We start from the raw sequence: 22,666 nt of genomic DNA, 5'->3' as shown, positions 1-22,666 counted from the left end.
CACGAATTAACGCGAGGTAACGGCAATGAAAACTGCAAATGCCATCGATACGCTGCGCGACTTAGCGGAGCAGGATCTCGAACGCGCTGCCATCTATTTAGGCGATATGCGTCGCGGCCAGCACGCCGCGAACGAGCAGCTGACGATGCTGCTCGACTATCAGGACGAATATCGCAACAAGCTCAACGATGACATGTCGTCGGGCATTGCCAGCACCCGCTGGACCAACTACCACCAGTTTATTCAGACGCTGGAAAAAGCGATTGAGCAGCACCGCAACCAGCTTAATAACTGGAATCAGCGGCTGGAACAGGCGCTGATCAACTGGCGTGACAAACAGCAACGGCTGAACGCCTATCAGACGCTGATTACGCGCGCAGCGGAAAATGCATTACGACAGGAAAACCGTCTCGATCAGAAACGGATGGACGAATTTGCCCAACGGGCCGCATCGAGGAGAGGTGAATGATTACGCTGCCAAACATTGCTATGAAAGCGACGGTAAAAACCGACGCAGAACCCTCAGTCTCAACTGACCTTGCTGCGGGTGCCGATGCCCTGCCGCAGGACTTTCTGACCGCACTGGGAAACCAGTTGCTCGGCCTGGCTAAACAGCAGGGAAAAGCGGCGCAATCCGCTGACGTTAAAGCAGAAACTGCCGATGACGCCCGCCCGAAGGCCCCGCTGAATGCCCTGATGGCAGCACTGGAAAATCCTGCTGCGCTGACCGCTCTGTTTAAGCCGGAAAATATTAAAGGTGGGTCAAAATCAGCCGATGATAAAGACAAGCCGGACGTTGCACCCTTAAGCGTCAGCGATATGCAGAATATGCAGGCACTGTTCGCCATGTTACCGGGTGTAGCGGCTGTTACAGCCACCACGTCGACCCCGGTCAGCAGTGAAGCGGGCGAGATGATCGCCCAGACCGATACCGGCCGGAAAAGCCAGAGCTCGCTGACGCAACTGCTGAACAGCGCGCAGCAGAGCCACACACCGGGTGAAGATGAGAAGTCTGATGCCAGAAGCGACGTACAGAGCAAACCTGCCGTCACCACTGCCGCCAGCCAGAGTAACAACGCGGCGCAGGGTGCGACCAGCAGCGGCCTGACGCTCGACAGCAGTTTCCAGCAGGCGCTGAGCAATATGGTTAAGCAGGATGATCAGGCTGCGATTAAAGCCAGCATCAGCGATAACGCGATAAATGCTACGCCAATCGCCACTGCCAGCAGCCTGCCTGCGCCGGTGACCGCCTCCGCGACCACCAGCACACCGTCAACGCCGATGCTGAACTCACAGCTGGGCAGCGACGAGTGGCAGCAGGCGCTGAGTCAGCAGATTGTGATGTTCAGTCGCAATGGCCAGCAGAACGCGGAGTTGCGTTTACATCCGGAAGACCTTGGCGCTATCCAGATCAGCCTGAAACTGGATAACGACCAGGCACAAATTAATCTGGTTTCCAGCCATAGCCACGTCAGAGCAGCACTGGAAGCCGCGATACCGCAGCTGCGCAGCGCGCTGGCAGAGAGCGGTATCAACCTGGGCGAGAGTCAGGTGAGCAGTGACAGTTCCGCGCAGGGCCAGCAATTCCAGCAGCAGCAGGAGGCGCGCCGCGATGGACAGCATGGCCGCTTCTCCCTCACCCAGGACAGTGACACCGACATTACGCCGATCGCCGTTCCCGCCGCCCTTCAGGCTCGCGTTAACGGCAACAGCGCCGTCGACACTTTCGCCTGACAGCGGCAAACGCTGAAGGTAAGCGTAAAACCCGCGTCTTTTCTACCCATTGGTTTGACTTAAGACGCGGATAATCTGTCTCGTGAGCCGAGAGGCTTGCCCATAATTCACAGGAAGTAACTGCACCATGTCTGATAACGCGAAAGCAAAAAAAGGCAGCAAACGTAAACTCTTAATACCAGTGCTGCTCATTTTGACGCTGGCCGCTTGCAGCGTGGCAGGCTATGCAGTCTGGCGAATGATGAATAAACATGAGGGCGATAAGCCTGAGGTGGCGAAAGTTGAACCGCCTCCCGCTCCGGTCTTTTTTGCACTTGATACATTTACGGTTAACCTGGTCAATCCCGACAACGATCCCGACCGCGTGCTTTACGTAGGCTTTACCCTGCGTCTGGCCGATGAGGATACCCGGCGTCGGATGAACGACTATCTGCCTGAGGTGCGCAGCCGTTTGCTGCTGCTGCTCTCGCGTCAGAGCGCTGCGGCGCTGGCGACAGAGCAAGGAAAGCAGGCGCTTGTTGAACAAGTCAAACAGGCGCTGACACCCCCGCTGGTAAAAGGTCAACCTCCGCAGGCTGTAAACGATGTGCTGTTTACTGCCTTCATTTTGAGGTGAATCAATGGGCGATAGCATTCTCTCCCAGGCTGAAATTGACGCCCTTTTAAACGGCGACAGCGGCAGTGCGGAAGAAGAAAAGAAACAAAACGGACCGGAAGGCGATATTCGTCCTTACGATCCGAACACCCAGCGCCGTGTGGTTCGCGAGCGTTTGCAGGCGCTGGAGATTATTAATGAGCGTTTTGCCCGTAGTTTCCGTATGGCGCTGTTTAACCTGCTGCGCCGTAGCCCGGATATCAGCGTCGGGGCGATCAAGATTCAGCCGTACCACGAGTTTGCCCGCAATCTGCCGGTGCCAACCAACCTGAACCTGATCCACCTGAAGCCGCTGCGCGGCACCGCGCTGGTGGTGTTCTCACCGAGCCTGGTGTTTATTGCTGTCGACAACCTGTTTGGTGGCGACGGACGTTTTCCGACCAAAGTCGAAGGCCGTGAGTTTACCCATACCGAGCAGCGCGTTATTCGCCGCATGCTGAAGCTGGCGCTGGATGGTTACAGCGACGCATGGAAGGCCATTTATCCACTGGACGTCGAGTATGTACGTTCAGAGATGCAGGTAAAGTTCACCAACATCACCACTTCACCGAACGACATCGTGGTTAACACGCCGTTCCAGGTGGAGATTGGTAACCTGGTGGGTGAGTTTAATATCTGTATCCCGTTTTCAATGATTGAACCGCTGCGCGAGCTGCTGGTGAATCCACCGCTCGAAAACTCACGTCAGGAAGATAACCACTGGCGCGACAACCTGGTCAAACAGGTGCAGCACTCTGAGCTGGAACTGATCGCGCACTTTGCCGAAACCTCACTGCGTCTGTCACGGATTTTGCAGCTGAAACCCGGTGATGTGCTGCCGATTGAGAAGCCGGAACGCATTATCGCCCATGTCGATAGCGTCCCGGTCTTAACCAGCCAATATGGCACGATGAATGGTCAGTACGCGCTCCGTGTCGAACACCTGATTAACCCGATTTTGAATTCGCTGAACGAGGAACAGCCCCATGACTGACAGTAATAAACCGTCTGACGATATCTCTGCGGACGATCTGTGGGCTGAAGCGATGAATGAGCAGGTCGGCAGCGCCAGTGCGCCGCAGACCGACGAAGTCTTTAAATCATTCGACAGCGGCAACGTCGCTGGATCGCTGCAGGATATCGATCTGATTATGGATATCCCGGTGAAACTCACCGTGGAACTGGGTCGCACCAAAATGACCATCAAAGAGCTGCTGCGTCTGGCGCAGGGTTCAGTGGTGGCTCTGGATGGCCTGGCGGGTGAGCCGCTGGATATCCTGATCAACGGTTACCTGATTGCTCAGGGTGAAGTGGTAGTGGTGAACGACAAATATGGCGTGCGCATCACTGACATCATCACCCCATCTGAACGTATGCGTCGTCTGAGTCGCTAAAGAGTCACATTATGAATAGCCAGAATCAAACGCTGCAACCGGCTGCACCGCACGCTCAGGCGATCTCGACCGGCTCCATGCTGGCCCAGGTCAGCAGCGTGTTAGCCGTGATTATCTTATTGATTCTGGCCTGCGCCTGGCTGGCACGCCGTGTCGGCTTCGCGCCGAAAAAGGTCAGCGGCCAGGAGCTTAAACTTACAGCCAGCGTCTCAGTGGGCCAGCGCGAGCGGGTGGTGATTGTCGATACCGCTGATGCGCGTCTGGTGCTGGGCGTAACCGCACAGCAGATTACCCATCTGCATACTTTGCCGCCGGGTGAACCGGTCTCTGTGACGCCGGTTAACAGTGCGCCACAGGATTTTCGTCAGCTGTTACAGAACCTGGTTAAACGTCCCGGAAAACCACAATGATGCGTCGACTGCTTCCTTTATTGCCACTGTTGTTACTGGCACCGGTTGCCCATGCCCAGCTGCCGGGTCTGGTGAGTCACTCGCTGCCGAATGGCGGTCAGAGCTGGTCACTGCCGGTACAGACGCTGGTCTTTATCACTGCGCTGACCTTTATTCCGGCCGTGCTGCTGATGATGACCAGCTTCACCCGTATCATCATTGTGTTTGGTTTACTGCGTAACGCCCTGGGCACGCCCTCTGCGCCGCCTAACCAGGTGCTGCTCGGACTGTCGCTGTTTCTGACCTTCTTTATTATGGCGCCGACCTTCGACAAGATTTATCAGGATGCCTATCTGCCGTTCAGCCAGGACAAGATCAGCATGGAAGTGGCGATTGATAAAGGTGCCCAGCCGCTGCGCGAGTTTATGCTGCGTCAGACCCGTGAAGCGGATTTAGCCCTGTTTGCCCGTCTGGCGAATACCGCCCCGATTGCCGGTCCTGAAGCGGTGCCAATGCGTATTCTGCTGCCCGCCTATGTTACCAGCGAGCTGAAGACGGCTTTCCAGATTGGCTTTACCGTCTTTATCCCGTTCCTGATCATCGACCTGGTGGTTGCCAGCGTGCTGATGGCGCTGGGGATGATGATGGTCCCGCCAGCGTCCATCGCGCTGCCGTTTAAACTGATGCTGTTTGTTCTGGTCGATGGCTGGCAACTGCTGGTCGGTTCACTGGCGCAAAGCTTCTACTCCTGATCCCCCTTTTCTTACCGGAGCAACACATGACACCCGAATCAGTAATGGTAATGGGACAGGAAGCGATGCGCGTTGCCCTGATGCTGGCCGCCCCGCTGCTGCTGGCCGCACTGGTCAGCGGTTTGCTGATCAGCCTGATCCAGGCCGCGACCCAGGTCAACGAACAGACCTTATCCTTTATTCCTAAGATTCTGGCGGTTGCCACCACCGGTATCATTGCCGGCCCGTGGATGCTGAATCTGCTGCTGGACTATATCCGCACCGTCTTTACCAACCTGCCTTACATCATCGGCTGATGATTACTCTCGACAGCAGCCAGCTGGTTCAATGGGTCAGCCAGTTCTTCTGGCCTCTGGTGCGCATCATGGCGCTATTCGCCACCGCACCGATCCTCAATGAACGATCCGTCAGCAAACGTGTCAAAATCGGTCTGGCGGTAATGATCACCTGGCTGCTGATGCCGCTGTTACCTGCGGTCAATGTCACCCTGTTTTCCCCTGAGGGCTTCCTGCTACTGATTCAGCAGATGCTGATTGGTATTGCACTCGGCTTCACCATGCAGTTCGCTTTTGCTGCCGTGCGCCTTGCCGGGGAAGTGATTGGTTTACAGATGGGCATCTCGTTCGCCACCTTTTTCGATCCTGGCAGCCGTCTTAACATGCCGGTGCTGGCCCGTTTTCTCGACATGCTGGCGATGTTGCTGTTCCTGACCTTTAACGGACACCTGTGGCTGATCTCGCTGCTGGCGGACAGTTTTCATACGCTGCCGATTGGCGGTCAGCCGCTAAATGCCAATGCGTTTATGGCGCTGGTGAAATCTGGCGGATTAATTTTCCTTAATGGCATGATGTTAGCGCTGCCCTTAATCGTTTTGTTACTCATGGTAAATCTGGTACTGGGTTTGTTAAACCGTGTTTCACCACAGTTATCAATCTTCGCAATTGGCTTCCCGATTACCTTATCAGTCGGAATTTTAACCATCAGCTTGCTGATGCCTCTGCTAGCCCCGTTCTGTGAGCATTTGTTCGGTGAACTATTTGATTTACTCGCCGTGTTCCTGACAGAACTATCCCGTCCCTGAACATTAAGTTTCTAACTATCTTTGCATAACGATACTTAAGTATCGCAAAACCATCCGTGCATTTTCCGAACCATGTTTTCCAGAATGCAACTAAGGAAATTCTGATAAACGTGCGGAGAGTCTGAAAATAATTCTTATTAAACCGGGCTTCGCGTATTTTAGTGGGGTGGTTCACAGGAGCGGTCAGACTGTGAATGTGCAGGCAAAATCGACAAGACACTGAATTTACAAGAAAAAAATCTTTAAGTGATTTTTCTTGTTAAAAAATGTTTTTTCCGGCATTGTCAACGCACGCTGAGACATCACACTTTCGTAAAACAAATGTTTTTGAGAATTGTCCTATCAGAAAACTCCTCGTTTTCAAGGATAGTGACCTGGCTCCCAAAAAAATGAGTCTTACTTAACCTCCGACATTTCACTGGCACTCCCCGCCATGGCCGGAGAATATGTGACGTCATGGCAGCACAAATTTTTTGCAGAACGGGTCAGGGATGAAGACTTTTACGGGCGTTTGCCTGTTGCCAAACTGCACGAGCAGAATAAAAAAGTACCTAAGAAATCTCTCTCGTACCGCAACGCGTATTCATCGTTGATTTAAACGGATAACAAATTGGTGAGGGTCGCTATTATGCCAACTATTATTATGGATTCCTGCAACTACACACGCCTGGGATTATCAGACTACATGTCTTTAAAAGGAGTTAAGAAGAAGAATATCTCTTCTGTCTCCGATATTGAGCAACTACAGCAAAAATGTGAGCAATTAAACCCTGGTGTCGTCTTTATTAATGAAGATTGCTTCATTCATGAATCCGATTCCAGTGAACGTATCCGCAGCATTATTACGCAGCATCCTGATACGCTGTTCTTTATATTCATGGCGATTAGCAATATCCATTTTGAGGAATATCTCTACGTTCGTAAGAACCTGATTATTACATCAAAATCGATGAAGACATCGACCCTGGATTCCTTACTCAGCACCTATTTGCAGAAGAAGCTTAACCAGTCTGCGCGTATCTCTTCGGGCATGGATGTACATCCATTAACGCTGAGCCAGACTGAGTCAAACATGCTGAAGATGTGGATGTCAGGTCATGATACCATCCAGATCTCAGATAAAATGCAAATTAAGGCCAAAACGGTATCGTCACACAAAGGTAATATTAAACGCAAAATCAAAACCCATAATAAGCAGGTTATTTATCATGTGGTGCGTTTAACGGATAATGTGACTTCAGGTATTTACGTTAATATCCGCTGATCATAACATCTGAAGAACCGGCCTCTCTGGCCGGTTTTTTTTTGCCCGGAATTGCGATCCAGATCTCACTCTTACCGCTAAGCCTTTACGCTCTTTTGCCGATGTTATGCCTTATAACAACAGCCTCAAGAGAGCAAGGATATGAACACTGCACGAGATAATAATGGACAAAAAAGCGCAGGCATCTGGCAGAATCTCCGCCTGGTGCCGCTGTTTAGCCTGATCTTCGGCGGCATTTTGCTGCTGTTCGCACTCTGTATTGGTGTCGCCAGTTACTTTCTGATTTCCGGCAATCACTCCCTCGATGATGCCACGGACGAAATTCAGGTTCGTATGGGCCTCTCTAACAGTTCAAACCACCTGCGTACTGCGCGCCTGACCATTATTCAGGCCGGTGCCGCCGCGCGTATTGGTGAAATGGACGAGTTTCGCGCCAATATTGCCGCCGCCGAAAAACGGATCCAGCAGGCAAAAGCTGGCTTCGCGATTTATCAGGCACGTGAAGTTAAGACGCCCGCGGATATGGAACTGGATGCCACGCTGCAGGCTCGCTTCAACGATTACATTACCAAAGGCCTGATACCGATGATTGAATCCGGTAAACAGGGCAGCTTTGAGGGCATCATCGCTCAGGAGACCGATGTAACCCGCAAGCTGGATGACGACTATAACGCGGTGTTGCTGAAGGCGATCAAGATCCGAACTGATCGCGCCAATGCCATTACCGCCCAGGCCGATCAACAGTCGCGCATCGGCTTTATCTCCATGGCCGTGGCATTCAGTGCCGCCCTGGTGCTGGTGCTGTTGACCTTCGTCTTCCTGCGCCGCGTGGTGATTAGTCCGCTGCGTCAGTCGGTGCTGCGTATCGAACGCATTGCGCAGGGTGATCTGACCTCCGCTCCCCTGCCCCATGGCCGCAGCGAGATTGGTACGCTCATCCATAACCTGCAACTGATGCAGCAGGCGCTGGTAACCACCGTTGGTACGGTGCGTGAAGGCGCTGTCGCGATTTATCAGGGCTCCAGCGAAATTTCAGCCGGCAACACCGATCTCTCTTCACGCACCGAGCAGCAGGCTGCGGCACTGGAGCAGACCGCAGCCAGCATGGAACAGCTTACCGCTACGGTGAAGCAGAACGCCGAGAATGCGCATCACGCCAGCCAGCTGGCCGCGGATGCCTCGGGCAAAGCGCGCAGCGGTGGCGAGCTGGTGAGCAGCGTCGTGAAAACCATGACCAATATTTCCGGCAGCTCGAAAAAAATCGCTGAGATCACCAACGTCATTAACAGTATTGCGTTTCAGACCAACATCCTGGCGCTGAATGCGGCGGTAGAAGCGGCGCGTGCCGGTGAGCAGGGTCGTGGCTTTGCGGTGGTGGCCAGCGAAGTGCGTAATCTGGCCCAGCGCAGTGCGCAGGCAGCGAAAGAGATTGAATCGCTGATTGCTGAGTCCGTCACGCTGATCAATGACGGTTCGCATCAGGTTGGCGCAGCCGGTAGCACCATGGGTGAGATTGTCGAAGCCGTACGACGCGTTACCGATATTATGTCGGAGATCGCGGCGGCGTCAGACGAGCAGAGCCGTGGTATTCAGCAGGTGAGCCAGGCGGTCACTGAAATGGATAACGTCACCCAGCAGAACGCCTCGCTGGTGGAAGAAGCCTCCGCCGCAGCGGCCTCGCTGGAAGATCAGGCGGGTAAACTGACGCAGGCGGTCGCGGCATTCCGCCTGCAGGATGCCCCTGCAACCACAGGTGTGGCTGCACGTGTCTCTTCACCATTAAAGACACCGGCTCTGGCACCCCGTCCGGCGCTGGCAGGCGGCAGCGATAACTGGGAAACCTTCTGAAGTCATACCGGTAAACGTCAGCGGCTGATGTCAGCCGCGTAATCTCCGACAGCTAAAAGCCGCCTTTCCGGCAAACGGAAAGGCGGCTTTTTATTGCGCGTCAGGCTCAGGCTTCCTGGTAAGGCTCGACGAAAATGCCATCCGGCTGGTGCGTCTCGTTAAAAAACCAGATGCCCAGCGGATAATCTTCCAGCGCCACCAGGAACATGGTGCCTTCATTAAACGGCTCCATAGCCAGAATGGTGCCAACACGACGCGGGCCGCCATCGGTTTTGACGCTGACGCGGTCATTTACCTTCATTTCGGTTCTCCAGATTATTGACTGAGTACAGTCTAAACGAAGAACCGTGGCGATGCAGCGCGTTAGCGGCGGGCAATGACCCAGACGGCATGGATGATACCGGGGATATAACCACAGAGTGTCAGCAGGATATTCAGCCAGAAGGCGCCGCCAAAACCAACCTGCATAAACACGCCCAGTGGTGGCAGCAGAATAGCGATAATAATTCGTAAGATGTCCATAACCATTCCTTTAGGTATTGATAAAAATCAGCTTTATCGTTAACTATAGCTGAATCTGCTCTGTTTAGTCGAAAAGTCAGGTAAATCTGAGTAAGGAGAAACTTTTGCAATTCCTTAACATTTCACCGCAAGACTTCTTACGCGTCAGGCCTTTAAACTCTTCTCACTGCGCCACCCCATAGGTGCAGCCAACCTGAAAGTAACAAGGATTTTGCCCGCGCAGCGCGGGCTTTTTTTTTGCCTGCGATCTCTTCGCTCCCGCCTTTCTGCCCTGCGTTCTATACTGATTACTCTGTTTGCTCTCAGGAGTCAGAAAATGACAGACGAAAAACAGCACGGCGATGCTCAGCCATCCGATCTGCAGATTGATGTCGAAGGTTTACTGGCGGCGATTCAGGCCAGAACGTCGGGAGAGGTACGGGAGTATATGGAGCAGGATCAGACGCCACGGCTGGAAGTAGAAGGCCGGGTTTTCCACTCCTATAGCGAACTGGCGGAGGCGTTTGAAATTGATATTTGTGATTATCGCGCCTATGAAGCGAACCGCTGAAATCGATTTCAAAAAAAACCCGGCGGGAAGGCCGGGTAAAAATTCAATTCGTTACACCAGGGAATTCTTAACACCTCTGCAGATTACCCTTTCCCGACTCCGAAACAAGCATCAGATATGCACGTTTCTGCAACCGATCGGGTAATTATGGAGCGGCTGTTACCAAAAACACCGCGCCCGCCAGTCACTTAGCCCTGCACACTTCTTGCATACTCACTTTTACTGCGGTTTCGTTTTAAGAATTATCCTGGATTTCCAGCCAGCGTGGCAGGAAAAAAAGTGTGAGCCATATTCAACTATAATATTGAAAAATCGCCGCTTTAGCCGCGAATGTGATGAAAGGAGCCTGTAAATGCCCGATCTCCACCAGCCGTTAATGATAATTACCGATCTGGATGGTTCGTTACTCGACCATCATACCTATCGCTGGGATGCGGCCACCGAATGGCTCACCACGTTAAAGCAGTACGCCGTTCCGCTGGTGATCTGTTCCAGTAAAACGGCAGCCGAGATTATTCCGCTGCAAAAAAGGCTTGGCATCAGTGGTTCACCGTTTATTGCTGAAAACGGTGCCGTGGTGCAAACGCACGATCAGCAGCGTATCCGCCTGCCCGATAACACCCTGACCTATGACGCTATCTGCCAGCGGCTGGCTGCCTTGAAAACAGCGTACCGTTTTACCGGCTTTCATGACTTCTCTGATCCGGAAGTGGCCGCAATGACCGGCCTGAGTGAGGCGGATGCAGAACTGTCGCGTCAGCGCGATGCGTCAGAAGTGATTGTCTGGCGCGACAGTGACGAGGCGTTTGAGCAGTTCCATGATGCGTTGCGTGCAGAGGGCCTGGCGCTGACCCAGGGCGGGCGTTTCTGGCATGTGATGCCTGCGGGCAGCGGCAAAGGCGAAGCCCTGCGCTGGCTGCTGGCGCATTCACCCGGTGAGGCACGCGTGACCATCGGACTGGGTGACGGCCCTAACGATGCGCCGATGCTGGATGCGGTTGATTATGCGGTCGTAATTAAGGGCTACAGTAAAACACCGGTGACACTCAGCCGATCCGATCAGCAGCAGATCTATCACACAGCTCACCATGGCCCTGAGGGCTGGCGTGAAGGGCTGGACTATTTTTTGACTCAACCTCAATGAGCTGCCCACGGGCATTAAAAGGATGATGCGATGAGTGACTTTTATCAGAATGGCGTAATCACCAACTTTCATAACCTCACCCACCGTAGCGTGGAGTCGCTGGAAAAAGAGATGGTACGCTTTGCCCGCAAACGCAAAATGGGGCTGATCCTGCCATCGCTGTTTTCCGAACTTGAAGGCCCGGCGCTGACGAAAATCGTCGATGAGCTGGCTAAAGTGCCCTATCTGGATGAAATTGTGATTGGTCTGGATCGTGCTGACCGTGACCAGTTCCTGTTTGCCCGCGAGTTTTTCTCCCGTCTGCCGCAACGGCATCGCATTCTGTGGAACGATGGTCCGCGTCTGAAGGCGATTGATGCCGAGCTGGATAAAGAGGGTCTGTCACCCACTAATCCCGGCAAAGGACGCAACGTCTGGTTCTGCACCGGCTATACGCTGGCGTCAGACCGTACCAGCTGTGTCGCGCTGCATGACTGCGATATCGTCACCTATGAGCGCGGAATGCTGGCACGCCTGCTCTACCCGGTGGCGAACCCGGCGTTTCAGTATGAGTTCTGTAAGGGATTCTACGCGCGCGTCGCGGATGGCAAGCTAAACGGCCGCGTGGGACGTCTGCTGGTCGGGCCGCTGCTACGATCGCTGCAGAAAGTTTATGGCCATTCAGAATACCTGGAGTATCTGTCGAGCTTCCGCTATCCGCTCTCCGGGGAGTTCGCCATGCGGACGCATGTGCTGAACGGAATTAAAATCCCCGGCGACTGGGGGCTGGAGATTGGCGTGCTGTCGGAGATTTACCGTAACTACACCACCCGCCAGTCGTGTCAGGTTGAGATCGCTGATAACTACGATCACAAGCATCAGCCGCTGGCTGAAGATGACGGCACCGGCGGCCTGAAGCGCATGAGCAGCGATATCGTCCAGTCACTGCTGCGTAAGCTCGCCACCATGGGTGTGCCCCTGACCAGCGACTCGTTCCGGGTGCTGAAGGCAACCTATTATCGTAATGCGCTGGATATGATGGAGACCTATAACCATGAGGCGGCGATGAACGGGCTGAAGTTTGATCAGCATGTGGAAGAGGCAGCGGTAGAGATGTTTACCCAGTCGATTCTGGAAGCGGGTCAGGCGTTTATTGAGCGCCCTAACGATAAGCCATTTATACCGAGCTGGAGTCGCGTCCAGTCAGCCTTCCCGGATGTGCTGCAGCGGATCTATCAGGCGGTTGAAGAGGATAACGACGGTAACGTCTGAAAACAGGGCGGCACAGGGAGTGTGCCGGGCCACAGAAAAGCAAAAACCGGGCCTGGCGGGTCGCAGAACCCACAGGCCTGATGCTGTCAGCCCGCCAGTTGCTGCGCGGGATTCAAAGCGCAGAGTTCATCGCTGCGAAAGGCTTCGCTGCGCACGGCATAGCCATCATACCAGCGGCACTCCACCATGCCACTCGCGTAGCCGGTCACCACCATCGTCTGCCCCTCTTCCTTATGCTGTACTTCTTCACTGATTGCGAAAACCATGATGCGCTCCTTTTATTAACCTGAGTGTTATTAACCTGAGTGATTATTTTCTTTATAGCAGGCAAAGCCGCCCCTTGCCTGTTAAGGCACGCAAAAAAAGGGCAAATTCGGAATTAATCAGCTGGATATGCGGAAAATAAAAAAAGCGGATAAAAAAACTTATCCGCTTTGATGAAGTATTGACGCTGACGTCAGATTTTACAGCCTTCGCAATCGGCTTCGTCGCCGAGATCATCCGGCACTTCGCTGGCTTTTTTCTCTGCTTTCGCTTCAGCCTGCTCCAGTTGTGCGTCGATATCAAATTCAAACATGTCGTCGTTCATCGTCATTCTCCTGACCGTAAATCACAGTGCGCTTTATACCGATTTTCCGCGCACTCTGGCAATAAGGTTGACCACTAACAGCACGATCGACCCAATGATAAAGCCGAGCACCAGGTTGGCGCCGTTGCTGAGCAGCATGGCGATCCAGCCGCTGAAGCCACTGCTGACTTCCTCGATCAGATGATGCAGCGGTGCGATGCCGTGCACCACAATCCCGCCGCCGACCAGGAACATGGCGATGGTGCCGACCACCGAGAGGATCTTCATCAGCCAGGGTGCGGCAGCCAACAGCACGCTACCCAACCCCTGCGCAAGGCGAGACGGTTTCTCACGCAGCCAGAATCCGAAGTCATCAATTTTGACGATGGCCGCCACGATGCCGTAAACGCCTACCGTAACCAGAATTGCGATGCCCGCCAGGATAATCACCTGGTTGAGCAGCGGCGATTCCGACACGATGCCTAAGGTAATCGCGACAATTTCGGCTGACAGAATAAAATCGGTGCGCACCGCGCCTTTGATCTTCTTCTTCTCAAACTCTGCCGCATTCTGATTCGCCAGCGAATCGAGTCGCTGCTGACGCGCTTCCGGTGATTTGCTCTGCTTGTCATGCTGCAGAGTGTGCATCACCTTCTCCACGCCTTCGTAGCAGAGATAGGCACCGCCAATCATCAGCAGCGGCGTAATCAGCCAGGGCGCAAACGCGGAGATAATCAGCGCCAGTGGCACCAGGATCAGTTTGTTAAGAAACGATCCTTTGGCAACGCCCCATACTACCGGCAGCTCACGATTGGCTTTCACGCCGCTGACCTGCTGAGCATTCAGCGACAGATCGTCGCCCAGTACGCCAGCGGTTTTTTTCGCCGCCACTTTCCCCATGACGGAAATATCGTCCAGAAGTGTTGCAATATCATCAAGTAAAGTCAGTAAACTGGTTCCCGCCAAAATCTTATCCTTAGTCTGGTTCGTTATGTTGACAACATGGGCAGCGCTCAATTTCCGTAACGGTCATCTCGGCGATGCCCTCACAATCCCACTCTACCCGCACCGTCTCGCCTGCTGCTCCTTCAGCATGCAGATATTTGCTGACCGGGCTTTCGGTCATGCCGGTGATCTCCTCCGTGGCGACAAGCCTGTCGCCGCAGTAAACCCGCGCGGTCGCTTTGGTATTCACCATCCGCTCGTCACGAATCTGGTAAAGGCGTTTTACCGTCAGTTTTATGCTGCTCATTTCAGGCTCCTGGCCACGGAGAAAGCGCAGATCTAACCAATTATGTCTGTGATTAGCAATCGGCGTTGTAATGATGAATGCCCTGATGGTCGACTTCGGCACTCTCCGGCATCGCCAGCAGCCACTCCTCCAGCCGCTCCAGCAGGTCCTGATCCGTCAGGCGCAGTTTGCCACGTAGCGCACACTCCCAGATGATCAGCACTTTCCAGCCGCTCTCCTGCAGCTGGCGCACATAACGCCGGTCACGTTCAACGTTGCTGTTGATTTTTCCGGTCCAGAATTCTGTGCGTGTCGCTGGCAGTTTAAAACAGATAGCAGTGATGACGATGCCAGAAGCAGCCATGAACAAAAATAATTGCCTGATGTTCTGTCAGAACGAAATCGGGCCGTCCCGGCAGGTTTTTATCCTGCACGCGAAAGCTGAACCCCCGATCTTTCAGCAGCAGCGCAATACGTTGCTCAATGGCCGTATCCTGAGCGCGAATGGCACGCATATTTTTGCTGCGTATTTCGCTGGAGTGAACATCAGCCATAACCTCTCCTTTTTTGCTGGTACTTCAACTTTAGCCTGCGCCACGAAAAGTGAAAGCCGCCGCCCGACGACTTCACACAGTGCGCCGCAAAAACAGAACATTCCGGGGGGCTGACACAGGGCACATCCAGGCAATTTCCTCACAGCGTCTGGAGTGATAGCATAGGCACCTTACTGTTAAGGAAAAACGCATGCATCCCGCCGCCCTCGCTGAACCACTCTCTGCTGCACTTTCATCTGCTGATGCGTCTGAACTCTTTCAGCAGGTGCTGGCAATCTATTCGGTTCGTGATCTCACGGCCCGCCTGCAGCAGGCAGGATTTTCCTGCTGGACGCCGGCACTCCTGAACCGGATTCGTCAGGGTAAAACCACCCTGCCACCGTTGTGTGAAGCCGAACTGTCGCTGTTACAGGGGCTGCTGCCGACCCGTCCCGCCCATTATGATAATCCTGAATTTCGTTTTATCGATCTCTTTGCCGGTATTGGCGGCATTCGTAAGGGGTTCGAGGCAATCGGTGGCAAATGCGTATTCACCAGTGAATGGAATAAAGAGGCGGTCCGCACTTACAAAGCCAACCACTATAGCGATCCGCTTGAGCATCACTTCAATACCGATATCCGCCAGGTCACCCAGCCGGAAGGTCTGACCGACGATGAAGCGATATACCGCGCGATTGATGCGGCGATCCCCGATCATCAGGTGCTGCTGGCCGGTTTTCCCTGTCAGCCCTTTTCGCTGGCGGGCGTCAGCAAGAAAAATGCGATGGGTCGTGCACATGGCTTTGAGTGTCAGGTACAGGGCACGCTGTTTTTCGATGTGGCCCGTATCCTGGCAGCCAAGAAGCCGCCGTTCTTTGTGCTGGAGAATGTGAAAAACCTCAAGAGTCATGACAAGGGCCGCACCTTCGCCATTATCATGGAGACGCTGGATGAGCTGGGCTATGACGTTGCGGATGCGGGTGCCAGCAGCCCGGATGCCAAAGTGATCGATGCGCGTCACTTCCTGCCGCAGCATCGCGAACGCATTGTGCTGGTGGGTATTCGCCGTGACCTGAAAAAGCAGGATTTTACGCTGCGCGATATCCGCCGTTTCTACCCGGCGCAGGTACCCAGCCTGCAGAGCCTGCTGGAGAGTGCGCCGGACGACAAATATATCCTGTCACCGGTGCTCTGGCGCTACCTCTACCAGTATGCGAAAAAACATAAAGCCAAAGGTAATGGCTTTGGCTTTGGCCTCAACGATCCGCGTAATCCTGACTGCTGCGTGCGTACGCTGTCAGCACGTTACTACAAAGATGGCTCAGAGATTCTGATCGATCGCGGCTGGGACAGTGCGCTGGGCGAAGCGGAGTTTCAGGATGCCGATAACATGGCGCGTCGGCCACGCCGCCTTTCCCCGCGCGAGTGCGCCCGCCTAATGGGCTTTGATGTGCCAGGCCGCGAGCCGTTCCGCATTCCGGTTTCGGACACTCAGGCTTATAAGCAGTTTGGTAACTCGGTGGTGGTGCCTGTGTTTGCAGCGGTGGCTCAGCTGTTACTGCCACATATTCGTCAGCTGAAGTCGTAAGCACCGTGAAATGAAAAAACCCGTCTGGCGACGGGTTTCAGGTTCCTGTAAAACCTGGCCAGATTAGCGGTGAGATCGAGCCTGCTCAGGGAACAGGGTCAGATCGGAAAGACGCAAAAACTGTCATCCATGACCGCTCGGCCCGCGCCGTCCCTGGCGCGGGACGCTTTCCTTCTCTGACCCTGTTCCCTGCGCGCTGAGGTATTGAGTTGCGGCCAGATTTAGCCGGTTTCAGCAAACCCTGAAATGAAAAAACCCGTCTGGCGACGGGTTTCTGTTTTATTTCTTCTTCTTGCTCTGCTTCTTCAGCAGCAGCCGAATCTGCTTCAGCTCTGTTGCACTTAATGCGTCGGTCTTCACGTCAGCGGCACTGGATCCCTCAGTCCCCTCTTCTGTGATGTCCTGATTATCAATCGCCGGATGTGGATGCGTTTCCAGACTGGCCTGCAAACGTTGCACAATCTCCTGGCTCATCGAAATCTGATTTTCCAGCGCCAGCTGTTTAATCGTTTCTTTCAGCTCAGGATCAATTTTAATTGTTAAATTAACAGTTTCAGTCATCGGGCAGCTCCTTTTTGTTATTGCTACACGCTACCGGATGACCGTTTCGATTAACATACTGTCACAAAAATTTAATATTCGGTTTGTAAAGGTGTGAAGTCCCGCAGCACACCCTCATCCATTCCCACCAGATTGCCCTGCAGCTCGGCATAAAGCTTCGCCATATAGCGCACCAGGAAATCGGCGTTATGTTCAGCCAGCATGCGGCCGGTTTCGGTGTGCATGGTTTCCGGCAGACGCAACAACTTCTTCTGGAAATGATCCAGCGTCCACTTAACATCATTCAGTTCGCGATCTTTACCCAGCGGGTCCTGGCTGTCGAATAATGGCCGATTCAGCGCACCGGCGGTGTAGAAGACCCGCGCCAGCCCGATCGCGCCCAGCGACTCCAGCCGGTCAGCATCCTGTACAATTTTAGCTTCCAGCGTCTGAGGCGGTATGCCGGCGCTGAAACTGTGGGTTTTAACGGCATGCATCACGGCATCAATCTTTTCAGCCGGGAAATCGAGAAAATCCTGCTGCAGAATGCGCTGGGTTTCCGTCGCGGCATAGGTAGAGGCGAGATGGCGTTCCGGATGATTCTTCGGCAGGTTCACCACATCGTGAAAATAGCAGGCGGTCAGCACCACCAGCGGATCTGCGGGCGTGCCGTTCATGATTCGCTGTGCGCTTATCCAGACACGCCGCAGATGGGCGATATCGTGCGCGCCGTCGTCGTGGATCCAGTTCGCCTGAAACCAGCTTTCATAGCGAGATTGCCAGAGTGTGAGTGACATAATCTATCTCCCTGTAGTGATCGACAGCAGTTTTTCTGTCGCGATCAGTGCGCAAACGGCAAGCCATCATAGCGACTGGCTAATGACACTTTTTTTACAGTGCAGTTGAAAAGAGCGGCGCTGCCAGCGATTCCGGGCAGAAAAATGAGATCTGGATCATCTGTATAGCATCTCTGTTACACAATAACCGCAATTTCGGCTGTTTTCAGTCTTTCCTCAGTGAATTGCTGCTAAGAAAATTAGTTTAACAGGCGTAATGTTTGGTTCGATCTTAACCAACTTCCTGCCTCAAGCTCAGCGTTTTTTTGTCACGCGATTAAGTGTAAAACTGCACGTTATGACAGGTGAAAAAGTCTGAAAAGGTTCCTATTTTTACGGTTATAACGTACTGTATCCGGGCTATTCGTCGCTTTTTGCCAGTTGCGTGATAAGCTTTGGTGCGCTTTTTGCATTTTGCTGGTTTTTAACTACTAAAGTGACAATTATACAGTGACAGTCAGCCTACAAATTATTAAGCAAAATGATTTAAAGCTTTTATGATAACTCTCAGATGTGAAGCAAATGGACTTTTACAGCAGCAACCGGGTTCTACTAATAAAAAGAGGTAATCCATGAAAGAACGGCCGATTCTTTTTTCCGAACAGCGTGTTCGTGCCCTGTTGGTTGGCCAGCAAACGCAAACCCGGCGCATTATGAAAACTCAGGCTTTCGGTCCGGGACAGGATCATCACGAGGGCGTACACGCTTTCGATGTGAGTGCTAATCATCTGCATGGTTATAAAATGATGTCGATGACGGACATCAGCTATCAGTGTCCTTACGGTAAACCGGGTGACGTGCTCTGGGTGCGTGAAACCTGGCGTGGCCCGATGGTACCCGAGCAGTATCTGGCCGATTATGAACGCGACCCGACGCCCTTCCGCCAGCCAGAATATTGCCAGTATCGTGCAGACAGCAACGAGCTGGGCCAGCATGCACTGAGCACGCCGGAAGCAGAACAGTTTGGCTGGCAAACCGCCATTCATATGCCGCGCTGGGCCAGCCGCATCAATCTGGAGATTACCGGCGTGCGCGCCGAGAAAATTCAGGACATCAGTGAAGATGACATTATGGCGGAAGGTGTGCAGACCGATTCGCACTTCCTCAACAACTTTTTCACCATGAACGTCAATTCTGAATCGCCCAAAGAGGCGTACCGTAAAGCCTGGGAAAAACAGTATGGTGCGACCAGCTGGGAAGTGAATCCCTGGGTGTGGGTGATTGAATTTCATCGTATTGAGCGCAACTGAAGCCCCGGCCCCACGCTTTGCGGGCTGAATCACAGACAACGACCGTGCTAACGGGTTGAATAGACGGCCCTTAGCCCTGTCGCCAGATGAACAGTGCCAGCATGGTGTTTTCGATGCTGGCATTTTTATGTCTGGCGCGTCAGGATAGCGAAATAGTCCGGTTCTGTGCGGGAGTTGCGATGTTTAAATGGCCCTGGAAAACGCATAACGACGCCACACTGGCCGCGCTGCCATGGCAGCATGGGCTGGCGCAGCCGATATTCAGCCAACTGGATGAGGCTGAACAGCAGGCGCTGGTTGAGCTGGCGCAGCGCTTTCTGCAACAGAAAAAGCTGGTGCCGCTCGACGGTGTTCAGCTGGATGAACTGCGCAGTGTGCGGATCGCCCTGCTGTTCTGCCTGCCGGTGCTGAAACTGGGCCTGGAGTGGCTGGACGGTTTCCACGATGTGCTGATCTATCCCGAGCCGTTCGAGGTCGACGATCAGTGGCAGGATGACGATGGGCTGGTTCACAGCGCGCCTGCGGTTCACGCCGGGCAGAGCTGGACGCAGGGGCCGGTCGTACTCAACTGGCTCGATATTCAGGACTCGTTCGATCTCTCCGGCTTTAATCTGGTGATCCACGAAGTTGCGCACAAGCTGGATGCCCGCGGCAGCGGTTACACCAGCGGTATTCCGGTCATGTCGCTGCGTGACGTCGCACTCTGGGAGAAGGATTTGCGTGCCGCGATGGCGGAGATTGAGAGTGAAGTTGAACTGGTGGGTGAGCAGGCCGCCACGATCGATCCCTACGCCGCCAGCGATCCCGCTGAGTGCTTCGCCGTGCTCTCTGAATATTTCTTTACGGCTCCGGTTCTGCTGGCCGAACGCTTTCCCGCCATGTATCAGCATCTGCGCCAGTTTTACCAGCAGGATCCCCTGGCCAGAATCGCCGCTGACACTGCGCAAACTGCTTAAATCACGATCGCTTTGCGTTAAAGCTAGCCAGTTGAATGATAATGTATTTTTTGCTGTTGACACCTTAGAGCGACGCCGTTAATATTCGCCTCGTTCACACGATTCCTCTGTAGTTCAGTCGGTAGAACGGCGGACTGTTAATCCGTATGTCACTGGTTCGAGTCCAGTCAGAGGAGCCAGATTAGAAAAACCCGCTCAGGGAAACCTGAGCGGGTTTTTTGCTTTTCAGCGATCCCCGTTTTCTCTTCCTGTCTGACTGCTCATCTCAATTCGTCTGCGGCTGCTATTACCGAGACCACCGTTAAGTCTGAATCAACGCAGGCTGTCTGGCGCAACCCTGTCATGGTGTTATAAAGAGCTGGCTTTAAATAAAAAACCAGCCGGGCAATATTTGCGCCAGCTGGCTGATACTATAGACGAATTATTACGCAGGAATGGTCAGTACCTGACCCGGTGCAATTTTATCCGGGCTGCTGAGAATGTTTTTATTCGCCTCAAAGATTTTCATATACTGGGACGCATCATTGTAAAACTGCTTTGCGATGGCGCTGAGCGTGTCGCCTGATTTAACCGTATATGTACGATTACTCCCTGCGGCGGTTACAGACTTATCTTCAACATTTTTATCTACAGCATGTAACAACTCATCGCCTATATTTTTAATATTATCCAGAATGCTCATATTTACTCCCCTATCGTTTCTGATACGTTTAGTTTAATAAAGAAAACAGGATTGCCAGGCAAACACTACGCGGCGTACGATACACCTGCTTTTAATTCATGGGTTAAACCACTGCTAAACGTTGCTGTAATTAATATAAAAACAGAGGATATTAATGATGGGTATATTGTCATGGGTTGTATTCGGATTACTTGCCGGCATTATCGCCAGATGTATTATGCCAGGCAAAGAACATATGGGCATTTTCATGACCATTATTCTGGGTATTATCGGTGCGCTGATTGGCGGTGTAGTCAGTACCGCTCTGGGTTTTGGCAAGGTCGATGGCTTCAATATTTACAGCATTGGCATTGCCACCGTGGGTTCAATTATTGTGCTGTTTGTCATTCATAAAATCAGAGCGTGTAAACAGTCTTAACAGATTACGTTAAAGGGGATAACAGAATGAGTTTACTGGAAACAGTACTGGCCATGTGCGGCCTGAATAATCAGACCAGCCAGGAAGTGAAAGGTGTGCTGGAGTGGGTTGAGCAGCAAGGTGGTTTACATACTATTGTGGGTCACCTGCAGAGCGGCGAGTATAGTGAGGTCGTTAACTCCTGGCTGGGTGATGAGCAGAACGTTGCGCTGAGCAGCGACCTGGTGCAGAAGATGATTAACTCTGAGGCGATTGAGCAGTTGGCTGCGCGGATGGGCATCAACACCAGCGATGCACTGAATCTGCTGGCGAAATATCTGCCGCAGCTGGTGGATAAAGCGTCAACGGCGGGCGTCGTGGATAAAAAGGCTGATCTTACCGGACTGGTGAGTCAGTTAATGCACTAAGCATGATGCTAGTGAAAGATAAAAGCCTGCTACTTAAGTATTGGGCTTTTATCTTTTGTGTTTGGGAGAATTGAATAAAGTTGTTAAACACATAGACTAAAAAAATTCCTGCCGTAATATGAAGCAAAATCCTAAGAATTAATTTTGTTTATAAACCTACGCTGTAAATGAATATCGCACGCGGCAAGCATTTGCAGGAAATGGGGGTGAATTGTATACTGAATAAAGACGAACTCATTATCAAAAGCAACTGGGTGTAAGGAGCAGTTATCATCCGCGCAGCATAATTAAAAGTTATGACTGTCTAGAAAACTGTAATTATAATAACAAGAGGAGAGCATTAGTGACTACAATTAAAAAATCCCGACGCAAGGGCCGGGATCTCTTGTGATGCGAAAAATTACCATTTACAACCTGTTTTTTAATCAATTTCACTAATTAACCTATTGAAAAATCTTACCCAGAGCGAGAAAGCATTATTGTAACACCTTATATTTTAGGCCTATATTTATACTCTTAAGCATATCAGAAACCTGCTTCAGGAAATAAAAAGCCTGTTCTGGAAGATTATATTTAAAATACACCTCAATTATTTTTACCGACTTTCCTTTTGATTCAGGAAAAGCATCATATAATTCACCACTCTCGATAAAGGCCACATAGGAATTTATTTTTTCCTGTAGTGTGTATAAATGCTCTTCAATTGGCTCACCCCATACAAGATGGTCTGAAATTGCCAAGCTTACGGTATCCTGGCTATCGTTCGGTATACCAATAGAGTCAATCGTTTTTACATCTTGTATAGACATATTTAATCCTGATTTTTTTATCCGGTCTAATAATTTCAACTTTTGTAGGTGGTATTTGAGATCCACCTTCAAAACTGGACTTACCTGCTCATACCACGGTAATATTACTTAATGGCATAGCGACATTTTTTTTAGATTAGTCGTTGATGAGAAGTGGCGTTGATCAAGGTAAGTGCTTACAGGGAACATCCATTATGCTTTTAAATCTCCACCTGAGGTTTCTTTTTCCATACAGATACAATAACCACCATTTCATACCCTGACTTTTCTTAACCTCTGGAGCAC

29 protein-coding genes, 1 tRNA gene and 1 pseudogene are annotated in these 22,666 nt (G+C 52.3%); 20 read left to right on the top strand and 11 right to left on the bottom strand.

Translation table 11 applies throughout. The features are described 5' to 3' along the window. The first annotated feature begins 25 nt into the window (after nt 1-25). The 11 genes from fliJ to ACX8ZY_RS08260 all read left to right on the top strand — a co-directional run bounded on the left by fliJ (nt 26) and on the right by ACX8ZY_RS08260 (nt 9,096). Nucleotides 26-469 (top strand): flagellar export protein FliJ, encoded by a 444-nt coding sequence (gene fliJ / locus ACX8ZY_RS08310; protein ID WP_003854478.1) that lies wholly within the window; start codon nt 26-28, stop codon nt 467-469. Next, a complete protein-coding gene (locus tag ACX8ZY_RS08305; RefSeq protein ID WP_421665352.1) occupies nt 466-1,734 on the top strand; it encodes a flagellar hook-length control protein FliK in 1,269 nt (422 codons plus the stop codon). The genes fliJ and ACX8ZY_RS08305 overlap by 4 nt, the downstream gene beginning before the upstream one ends. Before the next feature lie 127 nt (nt 1,735-1,861). Next, entirely contained in the window at nt 1,862-2,350 is a 489-nt protein-coding gene (fliL, locus tag ACX8ZY_RS08300) for a flagellar basal body-associated protein FliL (RefSeq protein WP_033778945.1), read from the top strand. 4 nt (nt 2,351-2,354) lie between these two features. After that, nucleotides 2,355-3,362 carry a flagellar motor switch protein FliM gene (gene fliM, locus ACX8ZY_RS08295; protein ID WP_003854473.1) on the top strand — a complete coding sequence of 336 codons (1,008 nt, stop codon included), beginning with the start codon at nt 2,355-2,357 and terminating at the stop codon, nt 3,360-3,362. After that, on the top strand, nt 3,355-3,762 hold the full coding sequence (gene fliN, locus ACX8ZY_RS08290) for a flagellar motor switch protein FliN (protein WP_033788434.1): 408 nt from the start codon (nt 3,355-3,357) through the stop codon (nt 3,760-3,762). Before fliM ends, fliN begins: the two co-directional genes overlap by 8 nt. Nucleotides 3,763-3,773: 11 nt before the next feature. After that, entirely contained in the window at nt 3,774-4,172 is a 399-nt protein-coding gene (fliO, locus tag ACX8ZY_RS08285) for a flagellar biosynthetic protein FliO (RefSeq protein ID WP_010247672.1), read from the top strand. Then, the gene (gene fliP, locus ACX8ZY_RS08280; RefSeq protein WP_010247675.1) at nt 4,172-4,903 is read left to right on the top strand and encodes a flagellar type III secretion system pore protein FliP; all 732 of its coding nucleotides are present in this window, start codon (nt 4,172-4,174) and stop codon (nt 4,901-4,903) included. The genes fliO and fliP overlap by 1 nt, the downstream gene beginning before the upstream one ends. Before the next feature lie 26 nt (nt 4,904-4,929). Further along, nucleotides 4,930-5,199, top strand: coding sequence for a flagellar biosynthesis protein FliQ (gene fliQ, locus ACX8ZY_RS08275; RefSeq protein ID WP_003854466.1), 270 nt, complete (start codon nt 4,930-4,932; stop codon nt 5,197-5,199). Then, entirely contained in the window at nt 5,199-5,984 is a 786-nt protein-coding gene (gene fliR / locus ACX8ZY_RS08270) for a flagellar biosynthetic protein FliR (RefSeq protein WP_421665351.1), read from the top strand. The genes fliQ and fliR overlap by 1 nt, the downstream gene beginning before the upstream one ends. Nucleotides 5,985-6,612: 628 nt before the next feature. Further along, complete coding sequence (gene rcsA, locus ACX8ZY_RS08265) at nt 6,613-7,248, top strand: transcriptional regulator RcsA (protein ID WP_010247685.1); 636 nt, start codon at nt 6,613-6,615, stop codon at nt 7,246-7,248. Between the two features lie 141 nt (nt 7,249-7,389). Next, complete coding sequence (locus tag ACX8ZY_RS08260; protein ID WP_010247687.1) at nt 7,390-9,096, top strand: methyl-accepting chemotaxis protein; 1,707 nt, start codon at nt 7,390-7,392, stop codon at nt 9,094-9,096. 106 nt (nt 9,097-9,202) lie between these two features. Here ACX8ZY_RS08260 and dsrB read toward each other — a convergent pair whose 3' ends face one another. Further along, nucleotides 9,203-9,397, bottom strand: a complete 195-nt coding sequence (gene dsrB, locus ACX8ZY_RS08255; RefSeq protein WP_010247689.1) for a protein DsrB — start codon at nt 9,395-9,397, stop codon at nt 9,203-9,205. Nucleotides 9,398-9,459: 62 nt separating this feature from the next. After that, a complete protein-coding gene (locus ACX8ZY_RS08250) occupies nt 9,460-9,618 on the bottom strand; it encodes a YqaE/Pmp3 family membrane protein (protein ID WP_010247691.1) in 159 nt (52 codons plus the stop codon). 316 nt (nt 9,619-9,934) lie between these two features. Between ACX8ZY_RS08250 and ACX8ZY_RS08245 the strand changes: the two genes are divergently transcribed. From ACX8ZY_RS08245 to ACX8ZY_RS08235, 3 genes are all read left to right on the top strand, one after another. Then, nucleotides 9,935-10,168, top strand: a complete 234-nt coding sequence (locus tag ACX8ZY_RS08245; RefSeq protein ID WP_010247694.1) for a DUF2525 domain-containing protein — start codon at nt 9,935-9,937, stop codon at nt 10,166-10,168. Nucleotides 10,169-10,520: 352 nt separating this feature from the next. Beyond that, nucleotides 10,521-11,312: a mannosyl-3-phosphoglycerate phosphatase-related protein gene (locus tag ACX8ZY_RS08240; RefSeq protein WP_336999365.1), complete on the top strand. Its 792-nt coding sequence runs from the start codon at nt 10,521-10,523 to the stop codon at nt 11,310-11,312. Between the two features lie 30 nt (nt 11,313-11,342). After that, the gene (locus tag ACX8ZY_RS08235; protein WP_010247700.1) at nt 11,343-12,563 is read left to right on the top strand and encodes a glycosyltransferase family protein; all 1,221 of its coding nucleotides are present in this window, start codon (nt 11,343-11,345) and stop codon (nt 12,561-12,563) included. 86 nt (nt 12,564-12,649) lie between these two features. Here ACX8ZY_RS08235 and ACX8ZY_RS08230 read toward each other — a convergent pair whose 3' ends face one another. The 5 genes and pseudogenes from ACX8ZY_RS08230 to ACX8ZY_RS08210 all read right to left on the bottom strand — a co-directional run bounded on the left by ACX8ZY_RS08230 (nt 12,650) and on the right by ACX8ZY_RS08210 (nt 14,916). Continuing rightward, nucleotides 12,650-12,829 (bottom strand): YodC family protein, encoded by a 180-nt coding sequence (locus ACX8ZY_RS08230; RefSeq protein ID WP_010247703.1) that lies wholly within the window; start codon nt 12,827-12,829, stop codon nt 12,650-12,652. A 191-nt stretch (nt 12,830-13,020) separates the two neighbouring features. Further along, a complete protein-coding gene (locus tag ACX8ZY_RS08225) occupies nt 13,021-13,152 on the bottom strand; it encodes a hypothetical protein (RefSeq protein ID WP_003854444.1) in 132 nt (43 codons plus the stop codon). A gap of 33 nt (nt 13,153-13,185) precedes the next feature. After that, entirely contained in the window at nt 13,186-14,097 is a 912-nt protein-coding gene (locus tag ACX8ZY_RS08220) for a DUF808 domain-containing protein (RefSeq protein ID WP_158131609.1), read from the bottom strand. A 10-nt stretch (nt 14,098-14,107) separates the two neighbouring features. Further along, the gene (locus ACX8ZY_RS08215) at nt 14,108-14,383 is read right to left on the bottom strand and encodes a hypothetical protein (RefSeq protein WP_010247711.1); all 276 of its coding nucleotides are present in this window, start codon (nt 14,381-14,383) and stop codon (nt 14,108-14,110) included. 52 nt (nt 14,384-14,435) lie between these two features. Continuing rightward, nucleotides 14,436-14,916, bottom strand: a pseudogene (locus ACX8ZY_RS08210) (very short patch repair endonuclease). 190 nt (nt 14,917-15,106) lie between these two features. Between ACX8ZY_RS08210 and dcm the strand changes: the two are divergent. Further along, entirely contained in the window at nt 15,107-16,483 is a 1,377-nt protein-coding gene (gene dcm, locus ACX8ZY_RS08205; RefSeq protein ID WP_158131608.1) for a DNA (cytosine-5-)-methyltransferase, read from the top strand. A gap of 279 nt (nt 16,484-16,762) precedes the next feature. Here the strand turns inward: dcm and ACX8ZY_RS08200 are convergent, their stop codons facing one another. Continuing rightward, entirely contained in the window at nt 16,763-17,044 is a 282-nt protein-coding gene (locus tag ACX8ZY_RS08200) for an Arc family DNA-binding protein (protein WP_010247717.1), read from the bottom strand. Nucleotides 17,045-17,115: 71 nt separating this feature from the next. Continuing rightward, a complete protein-coding gene (locus tag ACX8ZY_RS08195) occupies nt 17,116-17,820 on the bottom strand; it encodes a phosphohydrolase (RefSeq protein ID WP_158131607.1) in 705 nt (234 codons plus the stop codon). A gap of 611 nt (nt 17,821-18,431) precedes the next feature. Between ACX8ZY_RS08195 and ACX8ZY_RS08190 the strand changes: the two genes are divergently transcribed. From ACX8ZY_RS08190 to ACX8ZY_RS08180, 3 genes are all read left to right on the top strand, one after another. Then, a complete protein-coding gene (locus tag ACX8ZY_RS08190; RefSeq protein WP_010247721.1) occupies nt 18,432-19,109 on the top strand; it encodes an ASCH domain-containing protein in 678 nt (225 codons plus the stop codon). Between the two features lie 179 nt (nt 19,110-19,288). Continuing rightward, the gene (gene mtfA, locus ACX8ZY_RS08185) at nt 19,289-20,065 is read left to right on the top strand and encodes a DgsA anti-repressor MtfA (RefSeq protein WP_171820333.1); all 777 of its coding nucleotides are present in this window, start codon (nt 19,289-19,291) and stop codon (nt 20,063-20,065) included. 103 nt (nt 20,066-20,168) lie between these two features. Further along, nucleotides 20,169-20,244 (top strand) — tRNA-Asn (locus ACX8ZY_RS08180). Between the two features lie 245 nt (nt 20,245-20,489). Here the strand turns inward: ACX8ZY_RS08180 and ACX8ZY_RS08175 are convergent. Next, a complete protein-coding gene (locus tag ACX8ZY_RS08175) occupies nt 20,490-20,747 on the bottom strand; it encodes a LysM peptidoglycan-binding domain-containing protein (RefSeq protein ID WP_158131606.1) in 258 nt (85 codons plus the stop codon). A 157-nt stretch (nt 20,748-20,904) separates the two neighbouring features. Between ACX8ZY_RS08175 and ACX8ZY_RS08170 the strand changes: the two genes are divergently transcribed. After that, nucleotides 20,905-21,165 carry a GlsB/YeaQ/YmgE family stress response membrane protein gene (locus ACX8ZY_RS08170; protein WP_010670865.1) on the top strand — a complete coding sequence of 87 codons (261 nt, stop codon included), beginning with the start codon at nt 20,905-20,907 and terminating at the stop codon, nt 21,163-21,165. Between the two features lie 26 nt (nt 21,166-21,191). Beyond that, nucleotides 21,192-21,572: a YidB family protein gene (locus ACX8ZY_RS08165; RefSeq protein ID WP_061703831.1), complete on the top strand. Its 381-nt coding sequence runs from the start codon at nt 21,192-21,194 to the stop codon at nt 21,570-21,572. Nucleotides 21,573-22,048: 476 nt separating this feature from the next. On the opposite strand, the gene ACX8ZY_RS08160 is transcribed toward ACX8ZY_RS08165, so the two are convergent. Next, nucleotides 22,049-22,381, bottom strand: a complete 333-nt coding sequence (locus ACX8ZY_RS08160) for a DUF6572 domain-containing protein (RefSeq protein WP_158131605.1) — start codon at nt 22,379-22,381, stop codon at nt 22,049-22,051. Nucleotides 22,382-22,666: the final 285 nt, after the last annotated feature.

The sequence above is a fragment of the Pantoea sp. XAF26B01_ASV70 genome (genome assembly GCF_054512635.1).
This window is presented reverse-complemented; position numbering and strand designations above follow the sequence as displayed.

Coding starts and splice junctions, on each gene's coding strand:
- fliQ (WP_003854466.1), top strand. CDS start 4,930: ATGACACCCGAATCAGTAATGGTAATGGGACAGGAAGCGATGCGCGTT.
- ACX8ZY_RS08195 (WP_158131607.1), bottom strand. CDS start 17,820: ATGTCACTCACACTCTGGCAATCTCGCTATGAAAGCTGGTTTCAGGCG.
- ACX8ZY_RS08175 (WP_158131606.1), bottom strand. CDS start 20,747: ATGAGCATTCTGGATAATATTAAAAATATAGGCGATGAGTTGTTACAT.
- fliR (WP_421665351.1), top strand. CDS start 5,199: ATGATTACTCTCGACAGCAGCCAGCTGGTTCAATGGGTCAGCCAGTTC.
- fliL (WP_033778945.1), top strand. CDS start 1,862: ATGTCTGATAACGCGAAAGCAAAAAAAGGCAGCAAACGTAAACTCTTA.
- fliO (WP_010247672.1), top strand. CDS start 3,774: ATGAATAGCCAGAATCAAACGCTGCAACCGGCTGCACCGCACGCTCAG.
- dsrB (WP_010247689.1), bottom strand. CDS start 9,397: ATGAAGGTAAATGACCGCGTCAGCGTCAAAACCGATGGCGGCCCGCGT.
- ACX8ZY_RS08225 (WP_003854444.1), bottom strand. CDS start 13,152: ATGAACGACGACATGTTTGAATTTGATATCGACGCACAACTGGAGCAG.
- ACX8ZY_RS08160 (WP_158131605.1), bottom strand. CDS start 22,381: ATGTCTATACAAGATGTAAAAACGATTGACTCTATTGGTATACCGAAC.
- ACX8ZY_RS08170 (WP_010670865.1), top strand. CDS start 20,905: ATGGGTATATTGTCATGGGTTGTATTCGGATTACTTGCCGGCATTATC.
- ACX8ZY_RS08215 (WP_010247711.1), bottom strand. CDS start 14,383: ATGAGCAGCATAAAACTGACGGTAAAACGCCTTTACCAGATTCGTGAC.
- fliJ (WP_003854478.1), top strand. CDS start 26: ATGAAAACTGCAAATGCCATCGATACGCTGCGCGACTTAGCGGAGCAG.
- ACX8ZY_RS08200 (WP_010247717.1), bottom strand. CDS start 17,044: ATGACTGAAACTGTTAATTTAACAATTAAAATTGATCCTGAGCTGAAA.
- ACX8ZY_RS08235 (WP_010247700.1), top strand. CDS start 11,343: ATGAGTGACTTTTATCAGAATGGCGTAATCACCAACTTTCATAACCTC.
- ACX8ZY_RS08230 (WP_010247703.1), bottom strand. CDS start 12,829: ATGGTTTTCGCAATCAGTGAAGAAGTACAGCATAAGGAAGAGGGGCAG.
- mtfA (WP_171820333.1), top strand. CDS start 19,289: ATGTTTAAATGGCCCTGGAAAACGCATAACGACGCCACACTGGCCGCG.
- rcsA (WP_010247685.1), top strand. CDS start 6,613: ATGCCAACTATTATTATGGATTCCTGCAACTACACACGCCTGGGATTA.
- ACX8ZY_RS08240 (WP_336999365.1), top strand. CDS start 10,521: ATGCCCGATCTCCACCAGCCGTTAATGATAATTACCGATCTGGATGGT.
- ACX8ZY_RS08305 (WP_421665352.1), top strand. CDS start 466: ATGATTACGCTGCCAAACATTGCTATGAAAGCGACGGTAAAAACCGAC.
- ACX8ZY_RS08245 (WP_010247694.1), top strand. CDS start 9,935: ATGACAGACGAAAAACAGCACGGCGATGCTCAGCCATCCGATCTGCAG.
- ACX8ZY_RS08250 (WP_010247691.1), bottom strand. CDS start 9,618: ATGGACATCTTACGAATTATTATCGCTATTCTGCTGCCACCACTGGGC.
- dcm (WP_158131608.1), top strand. CDS start 15,107: ATGCATCCCGCCGCCCTCGCTGAACCACTCTCTGCTGCACTTTCATCT.
- fliM (WP_003854473.1), top strand. CDS start 2,355: ATGGGCGATAGCATTCTCTCCCAGGCTGAAATTGACGCCCTTTTAAAC.
- ACX8ZY_RS08190 (WP_010247721.1), top strand. CDS start 18,432: ATGAAAGAACGGCCGATTCTTTTTTCCGAACAGCGTGTTCGTGCCCTG.
- fliP (WP_010247675.1), top strand. CDS start 4,172: ATGCGTCGACTGCTTCCTTTATTGCCACTGTTGTTACTGGCACCGGTT.
- fliN (WP_033788434.1), top strand. CDS start 3,355: ATGACTGACAGTAATAAACCGTCTGACGATATCTCTGCGGACGATCTG.
- ACX8ZY_RS08260 (WP_010247687.1), top strand. CDS start 7,390: ATGAACACTGCACGAGATAATAATGGACAAAAAAGCGCAGGCATCTGG.
- ACX8ZY_RS08165 (WP_061703831.1), top strand. CDS start 21,192: ATGAGTTTACTGGAAACAGTACTGGCCATGTGCGGCCTGAATAATCAG.